This window comes from Ruegeria sp. CDSC085 (assembly GCF_059610465.1).
The window spans coordinates 50,950-73,372 of the sequence record NZ_JBXWNR010000017.1 but is presented as its reverse complement, the minus strand read 5'-3'; the positions used below and the strand labels follow the sequence as shown (position 1 = coordinate 73,372).

The 22,423-nt window shown below is 56.8% G+C and carries 18 protein-coding genes; 12 read left to right on the top strand and 6 right to left on the bottom strand.

The annotated features are described in order from the left end of the window. Window positions 1-31: 31 nt before the first annotated feature. Window positions 32-352 (bottom strand): DUF6280 family protein, encoded by a 321-nt coding sequence (locus tag AC2FJB_RS18890; RefSeq protein WP_037310273.1) that lies wholly within the window; start codon window positions 350-352, stop codon window positions 32-34. A 218-nt stretch (window positions 353-570) separates the two neighbouring features. Between AC2FJB_RS18890 and efp the strand changes: the two genes are divergently transcribed. Beyond that, window positions 571-1,134, top strand: a complete 564-nt coding sequence (efp, locus tag AC2FJB_RS18885; protein WP_496720001.1) for an elongation factor P — start codon at window positions 571-573, stop codon at window positions 1,132-1,134. Between the two features lie 54 nt (window positions 1,135-1,188). Here the strand turns inward: efp and AC2FJB_RS18880 are convergent, their stop codons facing one another. After that, window positions 1,189-2,130: an ABC transporter transmembrane domain-containing protein gene (locus tag AC2FJB_RS18880; RefSeq protein WP_299635771.1), complete on the bottom strand. Its 942-nt coding sequence runs from the start codon at window positions 2,128-2,130 to the stop codon at window positions 1,189-1,191. A 113-nt stretch (window positions 2,131-2,243) separates the two neighbouring features. Continuing rightward, window positions 2,244-2,981: a CAF17-like 4Fe-4S cluster assembly/insertion protein YgfZ gene (gene ygfZ, locus AC2FJB_RS18875; RefSeq protein ID WP_496720003.1), complete on the bottom strand. Its 738-nt coding sequence runs from the start codon at window positions 2,979-2,981 to the stop codon at window positions 2,244-2,246. A gap of 73 nt (window positions 2,982-3,054) precedes the next feature. Here ygfZ and AC2FJB_RS18870 point away from each other — a divergent pair, with 73 nt between their 5' ends. The 3 genes from AC2FJB_RS18870 (at window position 3,055) to AC2FJB_RS18860 (ending at window position 6,306) form a co-directional block, all read left to right on the top strand. Beyond that, on the top strand, window positions 3,055-3,729 hold the full coding sequence (locus AC2FJB_RS18870) for a TIGR04283 family arsenosugar biosynthesis glycosyltransferase (protein ID WP_496720005.1): 675 nt from the start codon (window positions 3,055-3,057) through the stop codon (window positions 3,727-3,729). 868 nt (window positions 3,730-4,597) lie between these two features. Then, complete coding sequence (locus AC2FJB_RS18865; RefSeq protein WP_496720007.1) at window positions 4,598-5,368, top strand: alpha/beta hydrolase; 771 nt, start codon at window positions 4,598-4,600, stop codon at window positions 5,366-5,368. Between the two features lie 98 nt (window positions 5,369-5,466). After that, a complete protein-coding gene (locus AC2FJB_RS18860) occupies window positions 5,467-6,306 on the top strand; it encodes an EamA family transporter (RefSeq protein ID WP_496720009.1) in 840 nt (279 codons plus the stop codon). A gap of 39 nt (window positions 6,307-6,345) precedes the next feature. Here the strand turns inward: AC2FJB_RS18860 and AC2FJB_RS18855 are convergent, their stop codons facing one another. Next, on the bottom strand, window positions 6,346-6,627 hold the full coding sequence (locus AC2FJB_RS18855) for a hypothetical protein (RefSeq protein WP_117869486.1): 282 nt from the start codon (window positions 6,625-6,627) through the stop codon (window positions 6,346-6,348). Between the two features lie 208 nt (window positions 6,628-6,835). On the opposite strand from AC2FJB_RS18855, the gene AC2FJB_RS18850 reads away from it, so the two are divergent. Further along, a complete protein-coding gene (locus AC2FJB_RS18850; protein ID WP_496720011.1) occupies window positions 6,836-7,447 on the top strand; it encodes a hypothetical protein in 612 nt (203 codons plus the stop codon). A gap of 83 nt (window positions 7,448-7,530) precedes the next feature. On the opposite strand, the gene AC2FJB_RS18845 is transcribed toward AC2FJB_RS18850, so the two are convergent. Further along, entirely contained in the window at window positions 7,531-8,499 is a 969-nt protein-coding gene (locus AC2FJB_RS18845) for a UDP-glucuronic acid decarboxylase family protein (RefSeq protein WP_496720013.1), read from the bottom strand. A gap of 394 nt (window positions 8,500-8,893) precedes the next feature. On the opposite strand from AC2FJB_RS18845, the gene AC2FJB_RS18840 reads away from it, so the two are divergent. Continuing rightward, the gene (locus AC2FJB_RS18840; RefSeq protein ID WP_496720015.1) at window positions 8,894-9,676 is read left to right on the top strand and encodes a hypothetical protein; all 783 of its coding nucleotides are present in this window, start codon (window positions 8,894-8,896) and stop codon (window positions 9,674-9,676) included. A gap of 12 nt (window positions 9,677-9,688) precedes the next feature. On the opposite strand, the gene parE is transcribed toward AC2FJB_RS18840, so the two are convergent. Beyond that, entirely contained in the window at window positions 9,689-11,647 is a 1,959-nt protein-coding gene (gene parE, locus AC2FJB_RS18835) for a DNA topoisomerase IV subunit B (protein WP_496720017.1), read from the bottom strand. A gap of 736 nt (window positions 11,648-12,383) precedes the next feature. Here parE and AC2FJB_RS18830 point away from each other — a divergent pair. The 6 genes from AC2FJB_RS18830 to AC2FJB_RS18805 are packed head-to-tail and all read left to right on the top strand — an operon-like array spanning window position 12,384 to window position 22,415. After that, on the top strand, window positions 12,384-13,046 hold the full coding sequence (locus AC2FJB_RS18830) for a hypothetical protein (RefSeq protein ID WP_496720019.1): 663 nt from the start codon (window positions 12,384-12,386) through the stop codon (window positions 13,044-13,046). A gap of 48 nt (window positions 13,047-13,094) precedes the next feature. After that, the gene (locus AC2FJB_RS18825; RefSeq protein WP_496720021.1) at window positions 13,095-17,324 is read left to right on the top strand and encodes a PKD domain-containing protein; all 4,230 of its coding nucleotides are present in this window, start codon (window positions 13,095-13,097) and stop codon (window positions 17,322-17,324) included. Window positions 17,325-17,340: 16 nt separating this feature from the next. Further along, entirely contained in the window at window positions 17,341-18,738 is a 1,398-nt protein-coding gene (locus AC2FJB_RS18820; protein WP_496720023.1) for a S8 family serine peptidase, read from the top strand. A 30-nt stretch (window positions 18,739-18,768) separates the two neighbouring features. Continuing rightward, the gene (locus tag AC2FJB_RS18815) at window positions 18,769-19,224 is read left to right on the top strand and encodes a hypothetical protein (protein ID WP_496720025.1); all 456 of its coding nucleotides are present in this window, start codon (window positions 18,769-18,771) and stop codon (window positions 19,222-19,224) included. Then, window positions 19,217-20,191 (top strand): polyprenyl synthetase family protein, encoded by a 975-nt coding sequence (locus tag AC2FJB_RS18810; RefSeq protein WP_496720027.1) that lies wholly within the window; start codon window positions 19,217-19,219, stop codon window positions 20,189-20,191. The genes AC2FJB_RS18815 and AC2FJB_RS18810 overlap by 8 nt, the downstream gene beginning before the upstream one ends. A gap of 1 nt (window position 20,192) precedes the next feature. After that, the gene (locus tag AC2FJB_RS18805) at window positions 20,193-22,415 is read left to right on the top strand and encodes a geranylgeranyl reductase family protein (RefSeq protein WP_496720029.1); all 2,223 of its coding nucleotides are present in this window, start codon (window positions 20,193-20,195) and stop codon (window positions 22,413-22,415) included. The last annotated feature ends 8 nt before the right edge of the window (window positions 22,416-22,423 follow it).

The window sequence follows — 22,423 nt, the reverse complement described above, 5'->3', positions numbered from 1 at the left end:
GCGCGTTTGTTCAATCCAAATCCGCCCTGGTTCAGGCAGCTTCGGCCTGCTGTGCAGCGTTGCGGCGTTCGCTCTCTTCACGCGACAGGGCAACCGACGTGCGGACGCCGCGCCCAACGAATTCCATCAATCCGCTGACAACCCGTTCGTTCGGGTCAATTCCTGCGCAGGACAGCACTTCGCGCCCATCGCGCGAACGCGCCCAACGGGCGATTTGTTCGGGGCCATTGCCGTATTTCTTGTCATCGGCGATAGCATCATCAAGTGCAGCCAACACAACGGCCGCGAAAAGTTTGCGCGCACGATTGCCTTGCTCATTGTTAAAGGCAGTGCCGTCAACGAAATCTCTCATCTCGTTTTCCTTGTTGTTCTTGCTCTTGCATTTTCGGCGTGAGGGTCCTTATGACCGATTAGGTGCGATTCGGATACAGCTAAAATGCATAGTTGCGTTGCGTCACTTGCATGGCTTGCTGCAAGTGCAGCACTAGGTGTCGTTGTCTTGTCAGGTGTGGTCCCGCCAGATATAGGGACCGCAACTGATGCATCAACCGTTTGTGAAGGATTTATGTAATGCCCAAGATAAATGGGAACGAAATTCGCCCCGGCAATGTGCTTGAGCATAACGACGGCCTTTGGGCAGCGGTCAAGGTTGACCATGTAAAGCCGGGCAAGGGCGGGGCTTTTGCACAGGTGGAACTGCGCAACCTGCGCAATGGCTCGAAGCTGAACGAACGCTTCCGCTCTGCGGACAAGGTCGAACGCGTGCGTCTGGAGCAAAAGGATCAGCAGTTCCTGTACGAATCCGACGGGATGCTGGTGTTCATGGATTCTGAAACCTACGAACAAATTGAATTACCTGCAGAATTGCTGGGAGAACGCCGCCCGTTTCTGCAAGATGGCATGACCATTGTTGTCGAGTTCCACGAAAGCGAGGCGCTGAACGCGACGCTGCCGCAGAAAGTGACTTGCAAAATCGTCGAGACCGAGCCGGTGGTAAAAGGTCAAACTGCGGCGAACTCGTTCAAGCCCGCGGTGCTGGACAATGGCGTGAAAGTCATGGTTCCACCCTTCGTCGGTCAGGACGAAATGATCGTCGTGAACACTGAAACTATGGAATATTCCGAACGCGCGTGACGTTTCGTCACGTTTCGCATCAGACCGCGCAGGCACCCGCCGCGCGGTCTTTTCTTATGCGTTGGGTCGATGGCGATAGCGGGTTGGATCCGGGCCAAACAATTCCAGCATCAGTTCGTACTTGATACGATTGGCACTGACCTGGCGATAGAATGCGATCAGAAAGGCAGTGGGCCCCTGAATGCGGCTGAGCCCACTGGTGGCAGCCACCACGGTGCCGACATCCGTTTTCCCTTGCAGGACCAGGTAGCCACCCAGCATCAGTATGCCGACGGTGCCGGCCCCGTTGATCACGCTCAGCAGGAACTTTGCCGATAGTTTCCACAGGAACATCCGCCGCCGCGTGTCGTAAATGTCATCGAACATGGTGTTGATGTCGCGCTCGACGGCTTCGATATCCTCGGTCGTAAGCCGGTCCGTGGCACCGCGCAGAATGCGAACGCGTTCCGCCACGAACGTGTTCACTTTGCGCTGCGAGGCCAGTACGATGATGATCTGCGGAACGATCATTGAAAGCGCAATCAGCCCCAGACCTGGTTGCGTGGATGAGATATAGCCGATGACGCTGATCAGCGTTCCGATCTGAACAACCGGATCCGAGAAAGCACCGCCCGCGAATTTCCCCAATTCTTCAGCCTCAGCCGAGATGGCTGTGGTCATGGTGCCTTTGCGAAGGTCTTCGCCGGTTTCCTTCAGGTCAGTCGAGCGCCAAAGCAAGCGCTGGCGGATCAGGCGTATCATGTCTTCGCCCAAGGTTCCTGCGCGAAACCCCAGCACCCATTTCAATGCCAGGCTCAGCAGGATGACCGCCATCATGCCAATGCCCAACTGGATTAGTTTCTCGATCCCGACATCATCGGACGTCAGGTGGTTGACGATGTCGCGCTGAAACTCCAGCGGCACGGCGGCAAGGCCCGCAATGGCAATGGACAGCAGGATAAGTATGATTTGCCGCCCGGCACTGGCGCGCCAGATCGCGGAGTAAAGTCGAAACATGCAGGTATCCGGTTTGCCCCGTTTGCCTATACTGTGGCAGCGCTGGACGACAGGTTCAAACTTTACGATACAAGCCGCTGTGCCGGACGTGCCGTTTAGGCAACAAGGTTGGTTTAGTCTTCCAGGCGAACGGTGGCGTCACCGGCCTGCATCTCTCCGCTTGCGCGATCAAATCGCAGATATGCAATCCCGTGCCCGCCTGACTGTGTGTACAAAGTTCCGACAGGTTTGCCATTTGCCGTGATTTCGGTCCCTACTGGAGCAGAGCCCTGAACGCCGACGCGTCGCAGACCTTTGCGCAATTCGGTTTTGTGCTTCATACGCGCAGTCACTTCCTGTCCGACGTAGCAGCCCTTTTTGAAATCCACGCCCTTCAGTGTTTCGAACCCTGATTCCAGGATATAACTGTCCGGAGTCAGCTCAATGCCTGACTCGGGAATGCAGTGCCGGACGCGCAGCGCATCCCAGCCGGATCCGTCATCGCCCTCTGGTTCGGTGGAATAGGTGCGCCAGCCCATGTTCGGGTGGCGGGGATCTGGCAGGGCGTTTTTCGGCGCGGCCCCGGTGCCGCGTTGCAGGTTCAGATCAGCTCCCTCGATCACCACATCTGCACGCAGTTTGTACATCGTCAGACGTTTGACCAGATCATCCGCAAGGTGCTCGGCCACATCCAAAAGAACGCCATCGCCATCTCGTTTCAGGAAGAAATCCGCCAAGTACTTTCCCTGCGGTGTAAGCAGAGCGGCGTAGACCAGCCCGTTGCCCAGCCCCCGAATGTCGTTGGTAATCAGGTCCTGCAAGAAGCTATCGGTATCCGAGCCGGTCAGGCGCAGTATGCGGCGGGTGGGCATGGCTTGGTCCTCGTCATTTCCTCAGGCCTCGTGATATAGGAAGTTCCGATGCCAAGACCAGAGGTTATCAGACGTGCCTGCACCCATTTCCGTTGTGATTCCGACCTTTGATGCCGCTGACGCATTGCCGGCCTGCCTCGAGGCCCTGATGGAAGGGCTGCATGGCGGATTGATCCGGGAGTTGATCGTCAGCGACGCATGCTCAACCGATCATACGCTGGATATTGCGGAAGAGGCCGGCGCGAAGGTTGTGACCGGCCCGCCATCACGAGGTGGCCAGCTACGCCGAGGGTGCGCGGAGGCCAAAGGGGATTGGCTGCTGATCCTTCATGCGGACACTGTGCTGCAACAGGGATGGAGCGAGACCGTGAGCGCCCACCTGCCTTCGGGCAAACCGGCAGCTTTTCGGCTGGCGTTCCGCGCGCACGGTGTCGCTCCAGCCTGGGTGGCTGGCTGGGCCAATCTGCGCAGCAGGGTGCTGGGTTTACCCTACGGAGATCAGGGATTGCTGGTTCCACGTCACGAGTATCAAACGGCAGGCGGGTTTCCGGACCAGCCGTTGATGGAAGATGTGACTTTGGCGCGCGCGCTGCCACGGATTACGATTTTGGAGACCCGCGCCTCTACGAGTGCGGAGCGGTATGAGCAGGTGGGCTGGTTTCGGCGCGGCGCTCGGAACCTGTGGACTCTTCTGCGTTACTTTCTGGGGGCTGATCCGCAGGTTCTGGCGCAGGCTTATCGACGCTGAACGTGGTGCGCAGCTCGACCACGGATTTCCCGAGCCGAAAAGGTGCCGCAAAACTGACAAGGCATAGGGCCACAATCTGCAGGACAAGAATATGGGCATTGTCCTGTAGGTATTCCCATTCTTCTTTCAGCTTCCCGACCTGCGCGATCAGGTCGTCATAACTTTGCGCAAGTATCAGGTAGTCGCCCGCAATTGCGGGAACCTTGCGACGCATGTTGTCTATGGCGGTCTGCGTGCTTTCGTCCAGTGAAGTGAAGACAAGGAACTGGTCGATGTCAAATGCATCGGCCTTGGCGGCCATGTCACGTATTTCGTCCATTTCGTCCTTGGACTGACCCCCAACGAGGAAGTGAAGCCCCTGCAAGGGCGCCACCTCATTCGTGACTGCGATGAACAGGGGCAGTTCCGAGTTGCTGGCTGTCGAGGCTGAAAGGAATTCAACTTTTTCACATAAAACGGCGGTGTCCGGGTCAAAGGCCGGATCACAGAACCGCAGACGGAACCGGGCAGCATCTCTGTCAAATGCCAGCGTCGCGGCATAGGCCACGTCGATTTGTCGGTCCAGTCGCGAACTGTCCGACGTGTAAAGCCCGGCCAAAACAGCAACAAGTGCCCCGATGCCACCCAGCACAACCCATACCAGATCAGCCAGTTTCCACGCCCGGTGCCCCGCCGGTTTGCGAAACAGAAACGCGGTGCCGATTGTGCCTATGACAAAGAACAGGATCAGCAGGAGCAATTGATTGTCGGTCACAAAACTCATGGGCCCGATCTTAGGACCTGTGAACCGTCCTGCAACAGGGATCACGGGCAGTTGTAACATCTTGCCACATGCCCATACTCGGTCTTGCGTTGAGGGAGATTGTCCATGCCAAATGAAATTGTACTGATCCACGGGGCTTTTGCTGGACCATGGTGCATGCAGAATTACGCTTCCTTCTTTCGTGATCGGGGTTGGACGGTACATGTCCCGGCTCTGCGCCACCACGGTGGTGATCCCAAGAGCGATCCCGACCCGGAACTGACGAACACCAGCGTCATCGACTACACCGATGACATTGCGGCTTTTGTGCAGGGATTGGACACCAAGCCGGTCATACTGGGACATGCCATTGCGGGTGTAGTCGCGCAGCAGGTGGCCGCACGGGGATTGGCCAGCGCCATTGTTCTTCTCAATCCGAATGCACCTTGGGGAACGTTGCCTGAAACCGACGACGAGCGCGCCGTGCCACGAGCATTGATGGAGGGAGGCGCGTTTTGGAAACAGCCCATGCGGGTCGAGTTCGACCTGATGGCTCCGTTTGCTCTCAACAAAATGCCTGAAACGCAGCAGCATGTTGTATTTGATCAACTGGGGCCGGAAAGCGGGCGCGTTATGTTCGAGATGTTCTTTTGGATGTTTGATGACCACCACGCGATTGAAGTCGACTTCGACAAGATAGATTGTCCGGTACTCGTGGTCTCTGGCGCGGAAGATCGCGCCGTTAACCCCAACACCTGCCGGGCCCTAGCTGATCAGTATGGACAACGCGGAACTTTTCTTTTGGTTGAAGACCACGCGCATTTTCTGTTCATGGAGCCGGGATGGGAGCAACCTGTCACAAAAATTGAATCCTGGATAAACAATCATGTGATCTGAAACAGGCTTGACAACAAACCACCCATTGGAGACATCGCGCCAAGTAAACAGGGCCACAGACCCTTTTTGCGCAAACTCTCTGCGGGAAAGGTTTTGGAGTGACCCTGTTCGTCATCCCTATCATTTTGTCGGCCGCGTTGTTGCATGCCGTTTGGAATGCCATAGTCAAGACAGCGGCGGATCGAACCACAATGCTGGGTTTGGTCGCTTTGGGTCAAGTCCTGCCTGCGGCGGTTATGGTGATGTTGCTGCCGCTGCCAAGCCCAGAGAGCTTTGTCTACATCCTGCTCTCGACCGTTGTGCATTTCGGCTATTACTTCATGCTGGGTAAAGCCTATCAGCATGGTGATCTGAGTGTGGTCTATCCCATCGCCCGCGGTATTGTCCCGGCGCTGGTCTCGCTCTGGGCCATGCTCTTGGTCGGAGAAGTGCTGCCTTTTCAAGCCTGGGGTGGGATCGCCCTGATTGCCGTTGGCATTCAGTTGAGTAGCTGGAAAGCGCTGCGCTCGGGCGTTGGGCGCAGCACGCTGCAGTTTGCGCTGGGCACCGGGTTCTGCATTTCGATCTATTCGGTCGTAGACGGGATCGGGGTTCGGCTATCGGGCAATACGCTAAGCTATTGGGCGTGGGGGGCATTTCTGCACCTGTTCATAGCCGGTTTTGTAGGCGTTCGGAAACGAGCGGCCCTCAAAGACCTTCCACCCAAAATATGGATGACAGGTATTCTTGGCGGACTGGTATCGATGACGGCCTATGGTCTGGTGCTGTATGCCAAGAACTTCGCACCATTGGGCGCGGTTTCGGCGCTGCGCGAGACGTCGGTCATCTTCGCAGCACTGATCGGGTTCATATTCCTCAAGGAAGGCAATTGGGCGCGACGGCTGGGTGCCGCGGTACTCATGGCTGTTGGCATCGCCCTGATAGGAATGGCTTTCTGATCCGGCTGAAAAGCACTGGATGGCAGTGATATCTCTGGCTTAGCGGCCGACCTGAAACGTGCTTTGTGGTTTCCAGTGCATGTTGCCCTTGTCGTTGCTCACACATCGCAGCAAGCGTTCTTCACGCGTGTTGATCGTTTCTGTGACGGTATTGTCGCCAAAGATCACGATGAAGGAATCCGGGGAATAAGCCAGCCCTTTGTAATAGCAAAACCGCGTTTCCGCCCCGTCCGGGATCGGAGAGGCCAAGCTGAGCGTCTGTTGCGCCAGCGTCTGGGTCGCGAGCATGGCTAAGGCCAGCCCAAAAGTCAGTGTTTTCATGTCGTCCTCCCGTCCTGCAAATCTGTTGTCGATCAAAAGGTTTTGGACGCCCGGACCTCAATCATTGTTTTTGTTGCCGCAAGTTTGAACGGGATCAACGGGTTAGGCAACGAAAATCCGACAAGCACAGTGGCAACGCCGTGGGGCGATTTTTACGACCGGTCGTTTCTGTGGTAACATGACCGCATTGTTTTAGGAGAATTGAGAGATGTTCAGACCCTCTGTGGAAGCGATTATGGATGTCATGTCCCAAAAAGATTATGTGGTTTTCGATACCCCTACTGTCGATTGGAACCTGAACATAGTAGGCATTCGCGCCCACCCTGTTTCACCCAAGAAATTCGATGATGTCATGACGGTGTTCCACCGGTTTCTTGGCGTTTGGGATATTGCCTATTACCCGATGACCGCCGATCCAAGCGATCACTACCTGAAGAACCCGATAAACCCGGATGGGGCGGCCATTCTGGCGCCGGGGCAATATCGGTCCTGCTACAAGATCGATATTCATAAAAGAGGCCGGCCCGGAGGCCACAAGGCGCTGTGTCAAAGGCTCGGAAACGTTACCGTGTTTCGGGACAACAACAAGGACGGGAACCTGAACCTTGAAAATCCTCAAAGTGGGATGTTTGGCATAAATCTGCACAAGGGGCCAAACAACGGTGATGATGACACTGCGAATACGATCTATTCCGCCGGGTGTCAGGTATTCGCGGATCAGCGTCACTTTGCCGAGTTTCTGCTGAAATGCGAAGCCGGGCGCGACGCGTTTGGCAACAAGTTCACCTATACGCTGCTAGATCAGGCAGATTTCGAGTAAGGCGACGCCTTGCGAAGGTTCTTCAAGCGCCGGGGCAGGTCAGGGGCTTTGGTCGTGCCCGGTTCCAAAACCGGGCGTTGACCCTAGGTCTCGACTTCGGCCTGAAGCTCGCGGAAATACCGGATGGTTGCGTTCAGCCCTTCTTTCAGCTGCACTCTGGGTTCCCAGCCCAGAAGGGTCCGCGCCAGAGTGATATCGGGCTGACGCTGTTTCGGGTCATCCTCTGGCAATTGCTTGAAACTGACGGGGGTTTCGGCCCCCACAAGGGCCAGCACTTCGCGGGCCAGTTCGTTCATCGAGAATTCGTTGGGATTGCCCAGATTAACCGGTCCGGTGACGTCTGGGCCGGTCTCCATCAGGCGGATGAACCCTTCGATCAGATCATCCACGTAACAGAATGACCGGGTTTGCGTACCGTCGCCAAAGATCGTGATCGGCTCGCCGGTCAGGGCCTGCATGATGAAGTTCGACACGACGCGCCCATCGGCAGGGTGCATTCTAGGCCCGTAAGTGTTGAAGATGCGGGCCACCTTGATCTCCAACCCCATCTGCCGGTGGTAATCGAAGAACAACGTCTCGGCGCAGCGCTTGCCTTCGTCATAGCACGAGCGCGGACCAACGGGGTTGACGTTGCCCCAATAATCTTCGGTCTGGGGATGGATGGTGGGGTCGCCATAGACTTCGGAGGTCGAGGCTTGAAAGATCTTGCATTTCAGCCGTTTCGCCAGCCCCAACATGTTGATCGCACCATGCACGCTGGTCTTGGTCGTCTGCACCGGATCGTGCTGATAATGCACGGGCGAGGCCGGGCAGGCGAGGTTATAGATCTCGTCCACTTCCACAAACAGAGGGAAGGTCACATCGTGGCGCATGAACTCGAACCGCGGGTTGTTGTGCAGATGGTCGATATTGCGCTTGGTGCCGGTGAACAGGTTGTCGACGCACAGAACCTCATGCCCCTGATTCAGAAGCCGGTCGCACAGATGCGAGCCCAGAAACCCGGCCCCACCGGTTACGAGAACACGTTTTCGACTGTCATAAAGGCGGGCCATTGCAAATCCTTAATCGTTAAATCCAAGCCAGCTTGTCACAGAAAAGCCGGTTCTTGGTTTGATTAGTAAACCGAAGATGTTTGAATTGCAGTATATTTTGGTTTTTTGAGGGCGCGTGTGCTGTTGGTGTGTCTTCCTATCCATCCAATGCTTAATCCGAGGGAGCAAGCACGCGCCCGACCCGCGCCCACGGGTAGACACATTCGGCAAATATCTAGTGGTCTGATGCAAGTGTAGGTTAACTAAGATAAATTATCCATTGATTTGGCAGAGCAAGCGCTCGTCTTAGGTAGCGTGACTATCGGATTAGCTTTATGTTGTAAAAATAACCTTATTACTTAGTGCGCTTCGAGGAGCGACCCTTAGCTATTTTGATTGGAGTAAAGGTCTATAAATGAACCCAGAACCAAAGAAGTTTTTCCCTATTTTGTTAAGCTGCTTGTTGTCCACTGCGCTATTGCTGGTATTTGGTGCCTTGCGCGTAAACTACCCTGAGTTTTCTTCTCTCGAAGCTCATTGGGTATTGTTGAGTTTAACACCGCTTTTTCTTGCCTTGTTTTTTGGAGGGTTTATCTCGAAGCTAAGTGCTTTCGGCGTAGAGATCGACGCAACCCTCAAAGCACCCATTTCTGAGAAACTACTAGCGCTTGAAAGTCAAAATGTGTCAGAGCGTTTGATAGCAAAAGAAATCCGTCTAACCAAAGGGAGTTATCGCTTTTTGGCTGATATGCCGAATGTTGAAAAGAATAACAAAAAGATAATTCGTCTGACCTTGGGTACTCGATACGATGAGCAACTACTTACGGATTACTTTAGACAACTTCCAAACCTAGAATTCATTGAACTGATAAATCGGGACCAACAATTCATAGCGATGATCCCCGTATCAAGGCTATTTACACTTTACCCGGAGGATCAATTCGGCGAGACACCTCTGTCGATTTTTCTCACCGCAGTTAAGAGTAGCGGTACGCGAAAAATGAGGTGGGTTTTCGATGCAAATTGCGCTGAAAAACTAACTCAAAATGCGTCGATTAAACAGGTGTTAGATGTTTTTCGGGTAAAAAGAGCTCGTGTCGTCGCAATTGTTGGCCCCGGTGATAGCTATGCAGGAGTGGTTACTAGTGAAAACATGATAGATTTGTTGTCGGATCTAGTGCTGGAAGAACTTGGATAACTCACACAATATTCAAACATCCAACTCCTCCACAAACCGCGCGTTCTCCTGAATGTATTGGAACCGCAGTTCGGGTTTTTTACCCATCAGGCGCTCGACCAGGTCGCCGGTCTCGCCGGGTTCGTCCTCGTCGATGGTGACCCGGATCAATTTCCGGGACGCGGGGTCCATCGTGGTCTCTTTCAGGTCCTTGGCGTCCATCTCGCCCAGACCCTTGAAGCGGGACACGTCGATCTTGCCCTTGCCGCCCAGACCTTTCTCAAGCCATTCATCCCGCTCGGCCTCGTCCAGACAGTAAATGCGCTTGGCCCCTTGGGTCAGACGATACAGAGGCGGGCAGGCCAGATACAGGTGGCCCGCGTCAATCATCGGGCGCATCTGGGTAAAGAAGAACGTCATCAGCAGCGCCGCGATATGCGCCCCGTCCACATCCGCGTCGGTCATGATGATGATCTTGTCATAGCGCAGGTCGTCGACGTTGAACTTGGTGCCAAGCCCCACACCCAGCGCCTGTGTCAGGTCGTTGATTTCGGCATTGGTGCCTAGCTTGGAACTGGCCGCGCCCAGTACGTTCAGGATCTTGCCGCGCAGGGGCAGCAGGGCCTGCGTTTTGCGATTCCGGCCCATTTTGGCAGAGCCGCCCGCAGAATCGCCCTCGACGATGAATAATTCCGTGCCGTCCCGTGTTGAACTACTACAGTCCACCAGCTTGCCGGGGAGACGAAGTTTTTTAGTGGCGGACTTGCGTTGTGTTTCCTTCTCGGCCCGTCTGCGCAGGCGTTCCTCGGACCTCAGGATTAGGAAGTCCAGAATCGCGCCTGCGGATTTATTGTCCGCGGCCAGCCAGTTGTCGAAATGGTCGCGGACCGAGTTTTCCACCAATCGCTGCGCCTCGACCGTGGCGAGGCGGTCCTTGGTTTGGCCGACGAATTCCGGTTCCGAGATAAAGCACGAGACCAGCGCGCAGCCGCCGGTGATCAGGTCCTCGCGGGTGATTTGCGCGGCCTTTTTGTTGTTGATCAACTCTCCGTACGCCTTGATGCCCTTGAGGACAGCAGCCCAGAACCCGGCCACATGGGTGCCGCCTTCGGGGGTGGGGACGGTGTTACAATAGGACTGGATGAACCCGTCGCGCGAGGGCGTCCAGTTGATCGCCCATTCGACCTTGCCGGGGGTGTTGAACTTTTCCTGAAAATCCACGGTGCCCGCAAAGGGTTGGTCAGCATAGGTGGAGGAGCCGTTCATCGTCTCCTTGAGGTAATCGGACAGGCCGCCGGGAAAGTGAAAACTGGCCTCTGTCGGGGTTTCACCGTCATCGATGGCGGATTTCCAGCGGATTTCTACGCCTGAGAACAGGTAGGCCTTGGAGCGGATGGATTTGAACAGGCGGGCGGGTTTGAACTTGTGATGGCCAAAGATGTCGGGATCGGCATGAAACGTCACCGTGGTCCCGCGTCGGTTTGGGGCCGCGCCGATCTTTTCGACAGGACCAAGGGGAACGCCGCGCGAGAAACGTTGTTCATACAGCGTCTTGTCGCGGGCAACCTGAACGACCATCGAATCTGACAGAGCGTTCACTACGGACGCGCCCACGCCGTGCAGGCCGCCCGAGGTCTGATAGGCCTTGCCCGAGAACTTGCCGCCCGCGTGCAGGGTACACAGGATCACCTCAAGTGCCGATTTGTCAGGAAACTTGGGGTGCGGGTCAATCGGAATGCCACGCCCGTTGTCGCGAACGGTCAGGGCATAGTCAGCATGCAGCTCAACCTCGATCCGGTTGGCATGGCCCGCGACGGCCTCGTCCATCGAGTTGTCGAGAATCTCGGCGACCATATGATGCAGCGCACGTTCATCGGTGCCGCCAATATACATGCCGGGGCGTTTGCGGACCGGTTCCAGACCTTCGAGCACCTCAATTGAGGAGGCGTCATAAGTTGTGGTCGCTTCTGGCGTCAACAGATCGTCGGGCATATGTGCTGCTCTTGTTTTTGAGTTTTTCCCATTATGGCAGGTGATGTGGTCCGGGGGAAGAGGGACGCGAGGTGTTGTGGATGGATTGAGGACGCTGAACCGTTGGCTGCTTGTACATTGTGTCGAACACCAAGATTGGCCACCACGCTGCCTGCCTCCACGACGCGGGCTGGTTCCGCAGTGCCGTTATCGACCGAAGAAAGGCCGGCATCCCTGGCTGAACATCGCGCGATAAACCCGTCCGATACAACAAGCGCCGCGGCAAACGCTGTACGCATCGGGTTCTTGTTCGGACGCCGGCAGGGCTGGCGCCACGCCGCAACCTGCTGGGAAAAGTGTCCCAAGATCTTCCTGTCGGCCATCGCTGTCGTGTCGGATAAACCTTCCTTCTTTCGGGCAGCAAGAGAGTTGTAACCGGTATGGCATACACATTTGGGTTTGGTGGAATCGTGTCTAGATTCAATTCGCTGTCTGGAAAACTCAATCCTAAAAGCTCAAGCCAGCCGAGGTATTATCGAGAGAATCCTCTTTGGTGATTTTGCCAAATGAAGCAGTGTTTGCACCAGATCAGAACCCTTTCTCCAGCTGTCGATATCGGTTCAGTGCAGCCTTGTGGCGCTTCCGGATCATTGACGGAATCGCTGGAAAAATATAACGTGAAGGCAGACTCCCAAATTATCCATTTATGAGTACCAAGCGTTCATGAGTTACGATTTTTCGTAATTGGAAGGCTGCTATGGCTACGTTTCAGGACGTTCAGGCAGCAGTACACGATATTGCTGCGCGTTTGAATGTTACCCCAGAGCTGGCTCGCGCTGCGCTAATTAACCCGCTGTTGGCGCTTAAGGAACTTGGGTTCGATCTGGATCTTTCAGGTCGGCTTGAGCTGGAGGACAGGGCGCGGTTTTCCAAGAAACAGATCGTTGAACGCAAAAGCTTGCGGAAAAAGATTTTCGTCGCGGCCGGGCATGAATTTGACCCCGGGCAGGAACACGACCTAGCAGCGGTGCTTTTCGATGAGTTGAAACTGGGCGAGGAAAATTCAAAACGCCCTGACCTGTCCCCCTTGTCCATGCCGAAACGAAGAGTGCGTTCTTCCACTTCCAAAGTGAAGATTACAAGGGTCAAGGCAACTGAAATCGCCCGTCAGTTTTCAGTGAAAGCCAAGGGCAACTCAGTCGCCGGGCTGGATCCAAGCCTGATCGGATCCGCGAAAATTCCCGACCCGCTGGAATCATTGAACAAGGCCCACAAAATCATCTCTCCATTGCTTGCCTACAGGCAACTTGATGCAACGGTACCGCGCTTCGCGCCCGCGTCGCTCTATCATGCCGTGCGATCCGGAAAACGCAGGCTTGTCAATATCACGCCCCGCGCCGTTGTCACCGGCACTGCTTGAAGACACCCGGGCGCGATTCCGTCGCGCCGATAGATCGAGGACGTCAGGATGGCAAATACAAGAGGATATGAAGTCGTCGTTGAAGCCTCGGAAGAGGTCCTGCGAAAGGTCATACGGGGGGCGTGGAAGTCTGCAGAATGCGACGATGACCCCGGCGATGAAGGCCGCATTCCCGAATTCATGGATGTTCCCGCGGGTGAAACCTTTGGTGGTTTCGTCGTAGCTGACGGGTCTGTTCAGATTCCCGAAGACCAGTTGGACGCAAGCCTGCGTCCGGACATCACCGGTGCCGAAATCCAACTTGGTGTTTTGATCGAGATCGAGGTTGAAAACCCGCCGGTTCCTTCCGCGCAAATGCTGACGATGACGGCTGATCTTGCTGCGGCTGCGCCCATTGGTCTGATTCCCGGGCGACAGGATGTGGGATGGCTGTTGGACGGTCTGCCCCGCAATCAGGTGTCAGCCACTCTGACCAGCGGCGACCCTATTGCCGCCAACATCGATTTGTATGCAACCGAATTCGTGGACAAAGCCTATGAGAACGGTGGCCCGGGTGGACCGATTGACCCGGCCTTCCCATCCATCCCCCATGTTATCGATGAGACCGCGCTGCCATTTGCCTTGGGAGCGTTGACGACGGATGTCCATGCCGAAATATTCAACGACGACTCGGTCGCGGCGCACGATATTGAAACCACCGTGTCCGGCGGTGACATAACAATTTCGCTGCCGGTCTATCTGCGGATGTTCAACATTGTTGTCGGCCCGGCGGTACAGCTCTTTTTCAATCCGCAGGATCCAATGGGGATCGAAACGCGGATCAACATCACGGCACCTTTCAGCCGGGTTGGTTCAGAGTTCCGCACAGATTTGAATGCGGCCATCGTCACCGTGGACGCGATCAATCCGGCCGGTCCGGAGTATGGGCCGGAGGGTGACAACTATATCGATAACCGCGATCAGCTTGCGGCAATCCCGTTGGTCGCGATTGACCTCGACGCCCAGATTTCCAGCGAACTGGTGTCGCGCGGGCAGGAACTGGCCAGTGGCCTGGGCGAGATTTCCATTGCTGCCCCGACCGTAGCCGAAATCGAAGAATTCATCGGCGACTTCTTTCACCGGGATCTGGAAGCACGCGACTTCGTTTACATCTGGGGGCCGGAGGCAACGGACGAAGAGTTTCAGGTCGACAGCATCACCGTCGGAGTGACAAACGAGTTTCTGGCCATCGCCTTGAACGATGATGGTGGCGGTGACGTAGGCGGGCTTGCCAATTTCATTCCGGCTGACAGGGATTTTGCAATTGCCATCAGCGCGGCCCAGGTTGAAGCGTCGATTGAAGCTGCTCGCATTGAAGCCGAGTTGTCGGATGATGACCTTCCGAAGACGTTTACGCCTGACGGGCGCGAAGTCCGGCTGACTGATCTGGACGTGAGCCTCAGGGCAGGGGCGATCAGAATATCGGGCAAAGTGACTGTTGTAGACGCGATCCTGGGCAGCATTGATGTAGACGCCGACTTTTTCAACGACGTCGGTTTGCGCTGGCAGCCGAACGGTTCGCTGGGCCCAGACGGCGGGCAGCAAATGGATCACTTCGAAATCGACAGCGATGTCGATCCCGAAGAGTCCGTGCTGCTTTGGGTGTTGACGGCAATCGCCGCGATTTTGTCGTTTGGAGCTTTCGGAATTCTGGGCGCACTGGTTGTTGTGATCGTGGCACTTGTCGTTCGCGGTATTGCCGAAAGCATGGGCAGCGAAATCCTGTCTGATGAAGTTACGAATACGGTTACGGGCATCACCGGCTGGCCGGAAAACCTTGCCAGGATCGGACGGGTCGAGGCGGTTTTTTCGGACCCGATCGTCATTGATACGGACGGCCTTGAAATCGCCGGAGATTTCACTGTTATAAGCAGTTGTGAGGCCACGGATGTCGTCCCGGCGGATTCGGGTGGGGCACGGTCGGGTGCTGCGGCGTCCTCTATGTCGCTCTCGGCTGTGAATGAACACCCTGACGCAGGCTACGAATGGTTGCCGGGTGACGGAACTCCGGCCGCAGTTTTGCCTTCGATCCAGCATGTCTATGCGGCAAGTGGTGTCTACACCGCGAAACACGCGCTGACGATCAACCAACCGGGCGGCGCGCGCAGCCGCAGTTTCTCGCTTGTTACCGTCGAAAACGTGCCGCCGACAGTGGATGCCGGACCTGATCTGACGGTGCAAGAAGGCGAAGAGGTCGCGCTGATTGCACGGTTCAGAGATGTCGAATACCCCGACACGCACGAATCCATGTGGTATTTCGGTGATCACCACGCGCCCAAACCTGGTGTGATTTCTGAAACAAACACACCTCCCGAGGCGACAGGTACCTCGACCGTGACCCATGCCTGGTGCGACAATGGTGAATACACTGTCACGGTGCGCATTCGCGACGTCAATGGTGGCGAGGCCATCGACACCTTGCGTGTCACCGTCACCAATGTTCCGCCCGAGGTCGAAGCTTGCCCGGATCTCTTTGCATATGTCTGCACATCGATCACGCTTGTCGCTGATTTCCGGGATCCCGGCTGGTGCGACACGCATACAGCCAAGTGGGATTTCGGCGATTGCAGTGAACCCCGCACGGCCTTGATCGAGGAAACGAACGAACCGCCAGCGGCCGAAGGCACAGCGACCGCCACGCATGTCTATAACAGGTGTGGTGATTTCCGGGCCATCTGTACGGTCATGGATGACGACGGCGACTTTGGTCAGGACGAGCTGACCGTCCGCGTCGTGCATTTGTTGAACCCCGGCTTTGAAGACGGGTTCCGTTCTCTGCCAGCGGGCAATGTTGGCCGTTTCTGGACTCCTTATGCATGGCTGACCGATTTGGCTGCCTTCCACGCTGGTAAGGGCAATCCCGTTCCGATATTGGCCCCGATCCCTGCCGATGCCTTTGACTGCGAAGGTTGCATCGTCCGAACCGGTGACAGGTCCCAACGGGTCATCGCGCAACGCGGCCTTCGCGTCGGTATCTGGCAATCACTGGGCACAAACCCGGGGTGGGACTATGAGTTCTCATGTTGGTTCACAACAGAAGCCCGCAGTGCTGGCGGCTATGCTCTTGGGTTGGACCCGCGCGGTGGTGACGATCCGCGAGCGCCCTGGGTGGAATGGTGGACCGACGACCTGGACGGTGCCTGGCGGCAATTGCGGGGTCGTGTGACGGCGGAAGCCGAAGCCGTAACGGTATTCCTGGAATTCAGCGGAGATGATCCGCGCAACGATGTGCTTGGATACATTGATGATTGTGCGTTCATCGCGATTCAACCGCATTGCCCGGACCAGCCTAAACCCGATCCGGAAATTCCCCCGCGTGAACGTTGCATTGATTTCCGCGGCCAGAAAGTGCCTTCCCGCCATCCTGTTTTGAATGTCGGCGGTGTACGGTTCTTGCCAGCCAAGGGCGGCATTCTTCAGATCATTGGCGGTTTTCAGCCGCCAGGCACACCCAAACTGTTGCTTTCCATCGCCGGCGTCTTTGCCCATCTGCCGGTCGTCGCTGACTGGGCCCGCTTCAAGGTGAGCTTTGGTGGCGGAAAGCCGATAACGATTATTGCACTTGATGCGGACGGCAAAGTCCTGATGACGCAGACAGGAACGCAGCAACAAGGTGTACAGGTCATAGAGGTTCAGGCGAGCGGGATAGTGACCCTCGTCATGCGGGCGCAGGAAGGAGCGTTGATCGAGCTGTGCTTCCGGCCGGAACAACCCCGCAGCACGCCTTCGGCAGAGCCTGTACCGGGGCCCGGCATCGTCGTGAATCCGCGTTTCGACCGCGCCGTCGCCCCGGCTATGTTCAGCGTGGCGGCGATCGAGGAGGATAGCACCGTGACCGGAACCAACAGCAACCGTCCGTTTGGATTGTCCGAGGCGGCGTGGGGCAAGCTGGACACTCAGCTTCAATCCAAATTGGCGCAAGCCGTAACAGACAGTGATGATCAGGATGCGGTACAAGTCATCTTGCGTCTGGCTCCTGACGCGGGTCGCGATGCGCCTGTTTTCCGGCGTGCTGAAACAAAGGCGCGCGAAGATTACTTCCGCCGGCGCACACAGTCTCTGGTTGATACGCTTGAAAACCTGGGCGGCACCGGGGTCAGGGAACTCTGGCTTGTTGACAGTATCGCAGTTGAGCTGTCGCCCGGAGCCATTGCGACAATCGCCAATGATACCTCTGTCGTGATGATCACCCATTCCACCGAGCTTCAGGCCATTCCTGAAAACCCAATTAGACCATGATCCAAAGGAGCACAAAATGTCCGAGTTAAGCCAGGATCACGTTGATCGCTTCGAGAGAGCGGAACGTCGCGAAATCGAGAAGCTTCGTGCCGAGTTTGGCAGCGAGTCCATCTCCAAAATGGACAGCATTGTTCTGCGCGACCTCTTGGCCAACAGAAAGGAAGCGCACCTGAACGCTTTGCTTGGCCATACAGAAACGGCCCAGCTTCCCCGGCATCGTGTGCTGGTCTTGCTGCGCAGCGGCAGGACATCACCTGATCGTGCACCACGCGCGTTCGACAGGCGTCAGCGTCGTCGTTTGATCATGCAACACCGCCGCCATGGCGAAGACGTGGTGGGACAGATTGCCAAGAGCTTTGGCGAGCGTGAAATCGAGGTCGAGCAGACCTTTTGGCTGAACCACAGCCTGGTGGTCTGGGCCGATGACCAGCGCCTGACTGACATTGCCGGGCGCGCCGATGTTCTGAAGGTGGCTCATTGCAAGAATCAAATCCTGATTGATCTGGATAACAGCCGTCCGCTTATCAATGCCGATGCCGTTGAAGCCAGCGGGATCACCGGTGCCGAAGTGGACGTCGCAGTTCTGGACACAGGCGTGGACCAGACACACCCTGAGCTTGCTGCGAACTTCGGCACACAACAGGATTTTACCGGCGAGGGGCTGGGCGACCTGAACGGGCACGGGACCCATTGCGCGGGCGTTGTTGCCAGCAATGGCGCGACCTTCCGGGGCGTCGCTACAGGGGCGGTCATTCACGATTACAAGCTTTTGAACCAATTCGGCAGTGGGAACGCCCCCAACTGCGTGTCGGCAATCCAGCAGGCCGTCGCGGACGGAATGGATGTACTTTCAAACTCCTGGGGCTTCACCCATAGAAACGGGAATTGGGTCGATCCAGACGGAACATGCGTTTTATGTGTCGCCGCGGACGCGGCTTCGACAGCCGGCGTGACCTTCGTGGTGGCCGCAGGCAACGAAGGCAATGACAGTTGCGGCACCTATGACACGCGCATTCGCTGTCCGGGTATTGCGCGGACCGTGATTACCGTCGGCGCAAGCGATGACAGTGACAACATGGCCGGCTTCTCCAGTCCCGGACCAACGCCGGATGGGCGCGACAAACCGGATGTCACCGCCCCTGGCGTGGATATCGTTGCGTCGCGATCGGCGACCGGCAATGACATGAATGGCGGCGCGACTGTAATCGATCCGCTTCATCTAGAAGCCAGCGGCACCTCCATGGCGTGTCCTCATGTCGCCGGGGTCGCGGCGCTGATGCTGCAACAAAACCCGACACTGCTGCCAGCTGACATCAAGGCAGTACTCATGGCTACCGCCGTCGACATTGGCGCGCCGACCACGCAGCAAGGTGCCGGGCGTGTGGAAGCTCGAGCAGCTGTCGGCTCGGTCTGATTTGGAAAATTTGGAACGGAGGATACGAACGTGGCAGACTATGAACAGCGGATGCAGCCGGAAGAGGGTGCAAAGGCAGTCGAAAAACTGGCCGAAGATGCTTTGGCGGGTTTCAAGGCGGACGCCAAGAAGGAATATGCTGAACTGGTCAAGCAGTACGAGGGCGCCAGTGCAACGGTTGGTGTTTTTGGTTTGGGGTCGGTCGAGGTCTCGGTCATGAGCGGCGAAGTTCACATCAACCCGAGCCAAAAGCGCAAAGGGAAAGGCCGGGGCGTCGGCGCGATTTCACCGGAAGCACTTGTGGCCATATCCGAAGGCAGGATGACCGTAATGGACGCCTTCCACCGTGGTGAGATTGTCGTTCGCGCCGAGTCCGCAGCATTGCACGAGGGCTACGACAGTTTCATCAGGAACTCCGAAGCGGCGCTCAGGTCGAAGCGTTTGCAGAAGACGCTGGCGCAGTTCCGCAAGATTGCGGATGTCTGACTGGTTGCAAGACGAACAGGTCCGGGCCACGATACCCCAAGTTGAAGCATCAATGTTGGATGCCGTCGCCTCGGACCAGCCGGGGTTCGAAGAGATTGCACACTGGCTTATCGGGGCCGGCGGAAAACGGTTGCGGCCAATTCTTCTGCTGCTTACCGCGCGAAGCCTCACCGACACAGAAGACCGCAAACGCGCAATTCAGGCGGCGGCGGCTGTCGAAATGATCCATGTGGCGTCGCTCTATCATGACGACGTCATGGACCGGGCCGAACTTCGGCGTGGAGCGGAAAGCGTGAACCGTCGCTGGTCTTCGCCCATCGCCAGCTTCGCCGGAACATTCATTCTGGCCCGTGCAATCACCTTGTTGGATTCCGTCAGCCCCAAAGCCACTGAGCTGGCCGGTAAACACTGTGCCGCGCTGTGTCTTGGGCAGTTGCGCGAAGCAGAAAACGCCTACAACGCCGATTGGACCATTGAAGAGCATCTTGAAATGCTTGAGGGCAAGACGGCCGAACTGTTTGTCCTCGCAGCATCGCTGGGGGCGATGCTGGCTGACGTAAGTGAACAGGATCGAGATTCACTGATCACGTATTCAAAGTGCCTCGGCCTTGCGTTTCAGCTTCGTGACGATGTTCTGGACTACATTGCAAGCAGCGCGGAGCTTGGGAAAGGGTCTACCTCTGATCTGCGCGAAGGCGCCTATACGATGCCGGTGCTCCTGTCTCTGGGCCAGAACGGTCAGGCCGCCGATGAATTGCGGGCCAGGTTGAGGCTGGCCGACATGCAAGATGCGGACATTTCGCGTGCTGTCGAGATCATTCGCAATTCGGGCGCGGTCGAAGCTACCGAAAAGCTGGCGCGGGACAAATCCGAGGCAGCCGTACAGGTCATCTCGGGGCTTGAAGATCATGTGCTGCGCGACTCGCTGGCAAACCTCGCCCGGCTCTCTGTCGAAAGGAGGGCCTGACATGGACGGTCACGGCCCTCTTGCGGACGATCTGCCGCTTGCGACACCTTCGGAGGCCGCGGCCGAGACATGGGACGCCATCATTGTCGGTGCGGGGCCCGGCGGCAGCGCCGCCGCCATCGAACTGGCGCGAAGAGGTCGAAAGGTCATTCTGATCGACCGTGAGGATTTCCCTCGGGACAAAAGCTGTGGAGACGGCATCACCCGGTCCGGCATCTCTCAGTTGAAACGCCTCGGCATTCTGTCCGCGCTTACCGATCAACAGGAGGTCGAAGGTGTGCGCGTCCATATGCGCAACAGAGGCCACCGGGATTTTCGATACGAGGGCGAAGACGACTACGGGCTGGTTGTGCCTCGTTTGATACTGGATGACTGTCTTTTGCGTAAGGCCCGGGCGGAAGGTGTGGCTTTCATGCCGAAATGCCGCGCCGACGATCTGGTAACGGATGAAAGCGGGACTGTCACAGGCGTCAGCGCGCGCATGCAGGATGGCACGACAGTGGTTCTGACCGGGTACATCGTCATCGCCGCAGACGGGGCCGCGTCTCGATTGGCGAAAGCTGCGGGATTGCGGGAAACACCCGAACAGGGCTATGGCACGGCACTTCGCGGCTATGTCGACGGCTGCGGTGACACTCCGCCACTGCTCGAAATAATGCTGCCGTTGACTGATGTTACGGACCGGTACCTGTTGCCGTCCTATGGCTGGGCGTTCCCAACGAGGAAGGGAACTGCAAATGTCGGTGTCGGACTGTTCTGTCGGGCGTTTGACACCAATGTCAGGACACTTTTCGATCAATTTCTGGACGTGCTCCGAAAGGATTATCCAGAGTACTCGGGCATTCAGTTGTCCGGCACGACCTTGGGGGCACCGCTGAGGTTCGATTTCGCACCAGAACGTGCCGCCAATTCGGGTCTGTTGCTGGTTGGTGACGCCGCAGGTCTTATCAGCCCGTTTACAGGCGAAGGAATCAGCTTTGCGCTGGAATCCGGTGCGCTTGCGGCTCAAACTACTGATCGGTGCCTCCGCACAGGGGCAGGCCCCTGGGTGGCGGCGGATGATTATGCGCTTCTGCTGGGTGATCGCTTTGCCGGGTACTTCACGCTCGGGAACCGCGCAAGCCGGCGATACGAATTCATTTGGCGCGTGCTGGACGATACGTTCGAAAGCGAAAAGCCGGTCCACAACATGCTGCGCCGTGCCGTTTTGGTACCTGAAGGCACAGGCAATGATGTGGAAAGCGCCATGTTGGACGACGTATCGCCACTTGTGCGTGTGCCTGATATGCCGCTGGGTGACGACCTGCGTGATGTCGGTGCGCGCCTCAATCGCATCGTGCGCACCGATTGGCCGTTTCTGACGCGCATGTCCTTCGCGGGCAAGCGGGCTGACATGGTTGCGTTCCGACCTTCGCTGTTGCTTTTGCTGACGTCCTATCTGGGTGATGTTGAGGCAAAAAGACGTCGGGCCGCGGCCACGGCACTGGAGCTTGCGTATCTTGGATTTCTTGCCCAAAGCGGCATACGAGGAATCGAGGCTGACGCTGTAACAGCCGACGCCACAGCCAACTGGGGCGACAAGCTTGGGATACTCACAGGCGACTACTTGTTGGCGAAAGCACACGAAGTCGGCGCACGGGACTGCCCGGATCTGGTTCCAGCAATTCTGAGTGCCATGGCCTCGGCGTGTGAAGGCCGAGTGTCCGAGCTTCGGACCGCATGGCAACCGGATTTGACGGTCGAAATGCGCATCGCGCAAATGCGGCAATGTATGGCTGCATTCTTCAGACTGCCCTGCGAACTCGGCGCGATGCTTGCAGAAAAAAACAATCTTTTGAACGCCCTCCGCGACTATGGCGAGAACCTTGGTCTGGCTTACCTGTTGACCGAGGATGAACTTGCCCTGAACCGCCCTTCGGGCAGCACACCATTTGCGTCAGACCTTTCCAGCGGCCTATTCAGCGTGCCCTTTCTCAAGGCGGCCCAGGGGCAAAAAGGGGGCGCGGCAGTCCGTGCTTTCATCAGTCACCGCGACCCCGCGCGGTTTTTGGCAGAGATTTCCCAGACCACGCGCCATATCAAGAGGCAGCAATTACCTGAAAAATACCGCGATCAGGCAATAGAGGCACTAAGCTTCTTGCCACAGGGCGGCGTGGCAAAATCGCTTTCGGCGCTCGCAGGTTATGCGGTAAGCCGACAGGTCCCAAAACGCCGCGTGCTGTGAAGGTGTGA

Coding starts and splice junctions, on each gene's coding strand:
- AC2FJB_RS18890 (WP_037310273.1), bottom strand. CDS start 352: ATGAGAGATTTCGTTGACGGCACTGCCTTTAACAATGAGCAAGGCAAT.
- AC2FJB_RS18810 (WP_496720027.1), top strand. CDS start 19,217: ATGTCTGACTGGTTGCAAGACGAACAGGTCCGGGCCACGATACCCCAA.
- efp (WP_496720001.1), top strand. CDS start 571: ATGCCCAAGATAAATGGGAACGAAATTCGCCCCGGCAATGTGCTTGAG.
- AC2FJB_RS18865 (WP_496720007.1), top strand. CDS start 4,598: ATGCCAAATGAAATTGTACTGATCCACGGGGCTTTTGCTGGACCATGG.
- ygfZ (WP_496720003.1), bottom strand. CDS start 2,981: ATGCCCACCCGCCGCATACTGCGCCTGACCGGCTCGGATACCGATAGC.
- AC2FJB_RS18805 (WP_496720029.1), top strand. CDS start 20,193: ATGGACGGTCACGGCCCTCTTGCGGACGATCTGCCGCTTGCGACACCT.
- parE (WP_496720017.1), bottom strand. CDS start 11,647: ATGCCCGACGATCTGTTGACGCCAGAAGCGACCACAACTTATGACGCC.
- AC2FJB_RS18830 (WP_496720019.1), top strand. CDS start 12,384: ATGGCTACGTTTCAGGACGTTCAGGCAGCAGTACACGATATTGCTGCG.
- AC2FJB_RS18855 (WP_117869486.1), bottom strand. CDS start 6,627: ATGAAAACACTGACTTTTGGGCTGGCCTTAGCCATGCTCGCGACCCAG.
- AC2FJB_RS18825 (WP_496720021.1), top strand. CDS start 13,095: ATGGCAAATACAAGAGGATATGAAGTCGTCGTTGAAGCCTCGGAAGAG.
- AC2FJB_RS18850 (WP_496720011.1), top strand. CDS start 6,836: ATGTTCAGACCCTCTGTGGAAGCGATTATGGATGTCATGTCCCAAAAA.
- AC2FJB_RS18820 (WP_496720023.1), top strand. CDS start 17,341: ATGTCCGAGTTAAGCCAGGATCACGTTGATCGCTTCGAGAGAGCGGAA.
- AC2FJB_RS18880 (WP_299635771.1), bottom strand. CDS start 2,130: ATGTTTCGACTTTACTCCGCGATCTGGCGCGCCAGTGCCGGGCGGCAA.
- AC2FJB_RS18840 (WP_496720015.1), top strand. CDS start 8,894: ATGAACCCAGAACCAAAGAAGTTTTTCCCTATTTTGTTAAGCTGCTTG.
- AC2FJB_RS18845 (WP_496720013.1), bottom strand. CDS start 8,499: ATGGCCCGCCTTTATGACAGTCGAAAACGTGTTCTCGTAACCGGTGGG.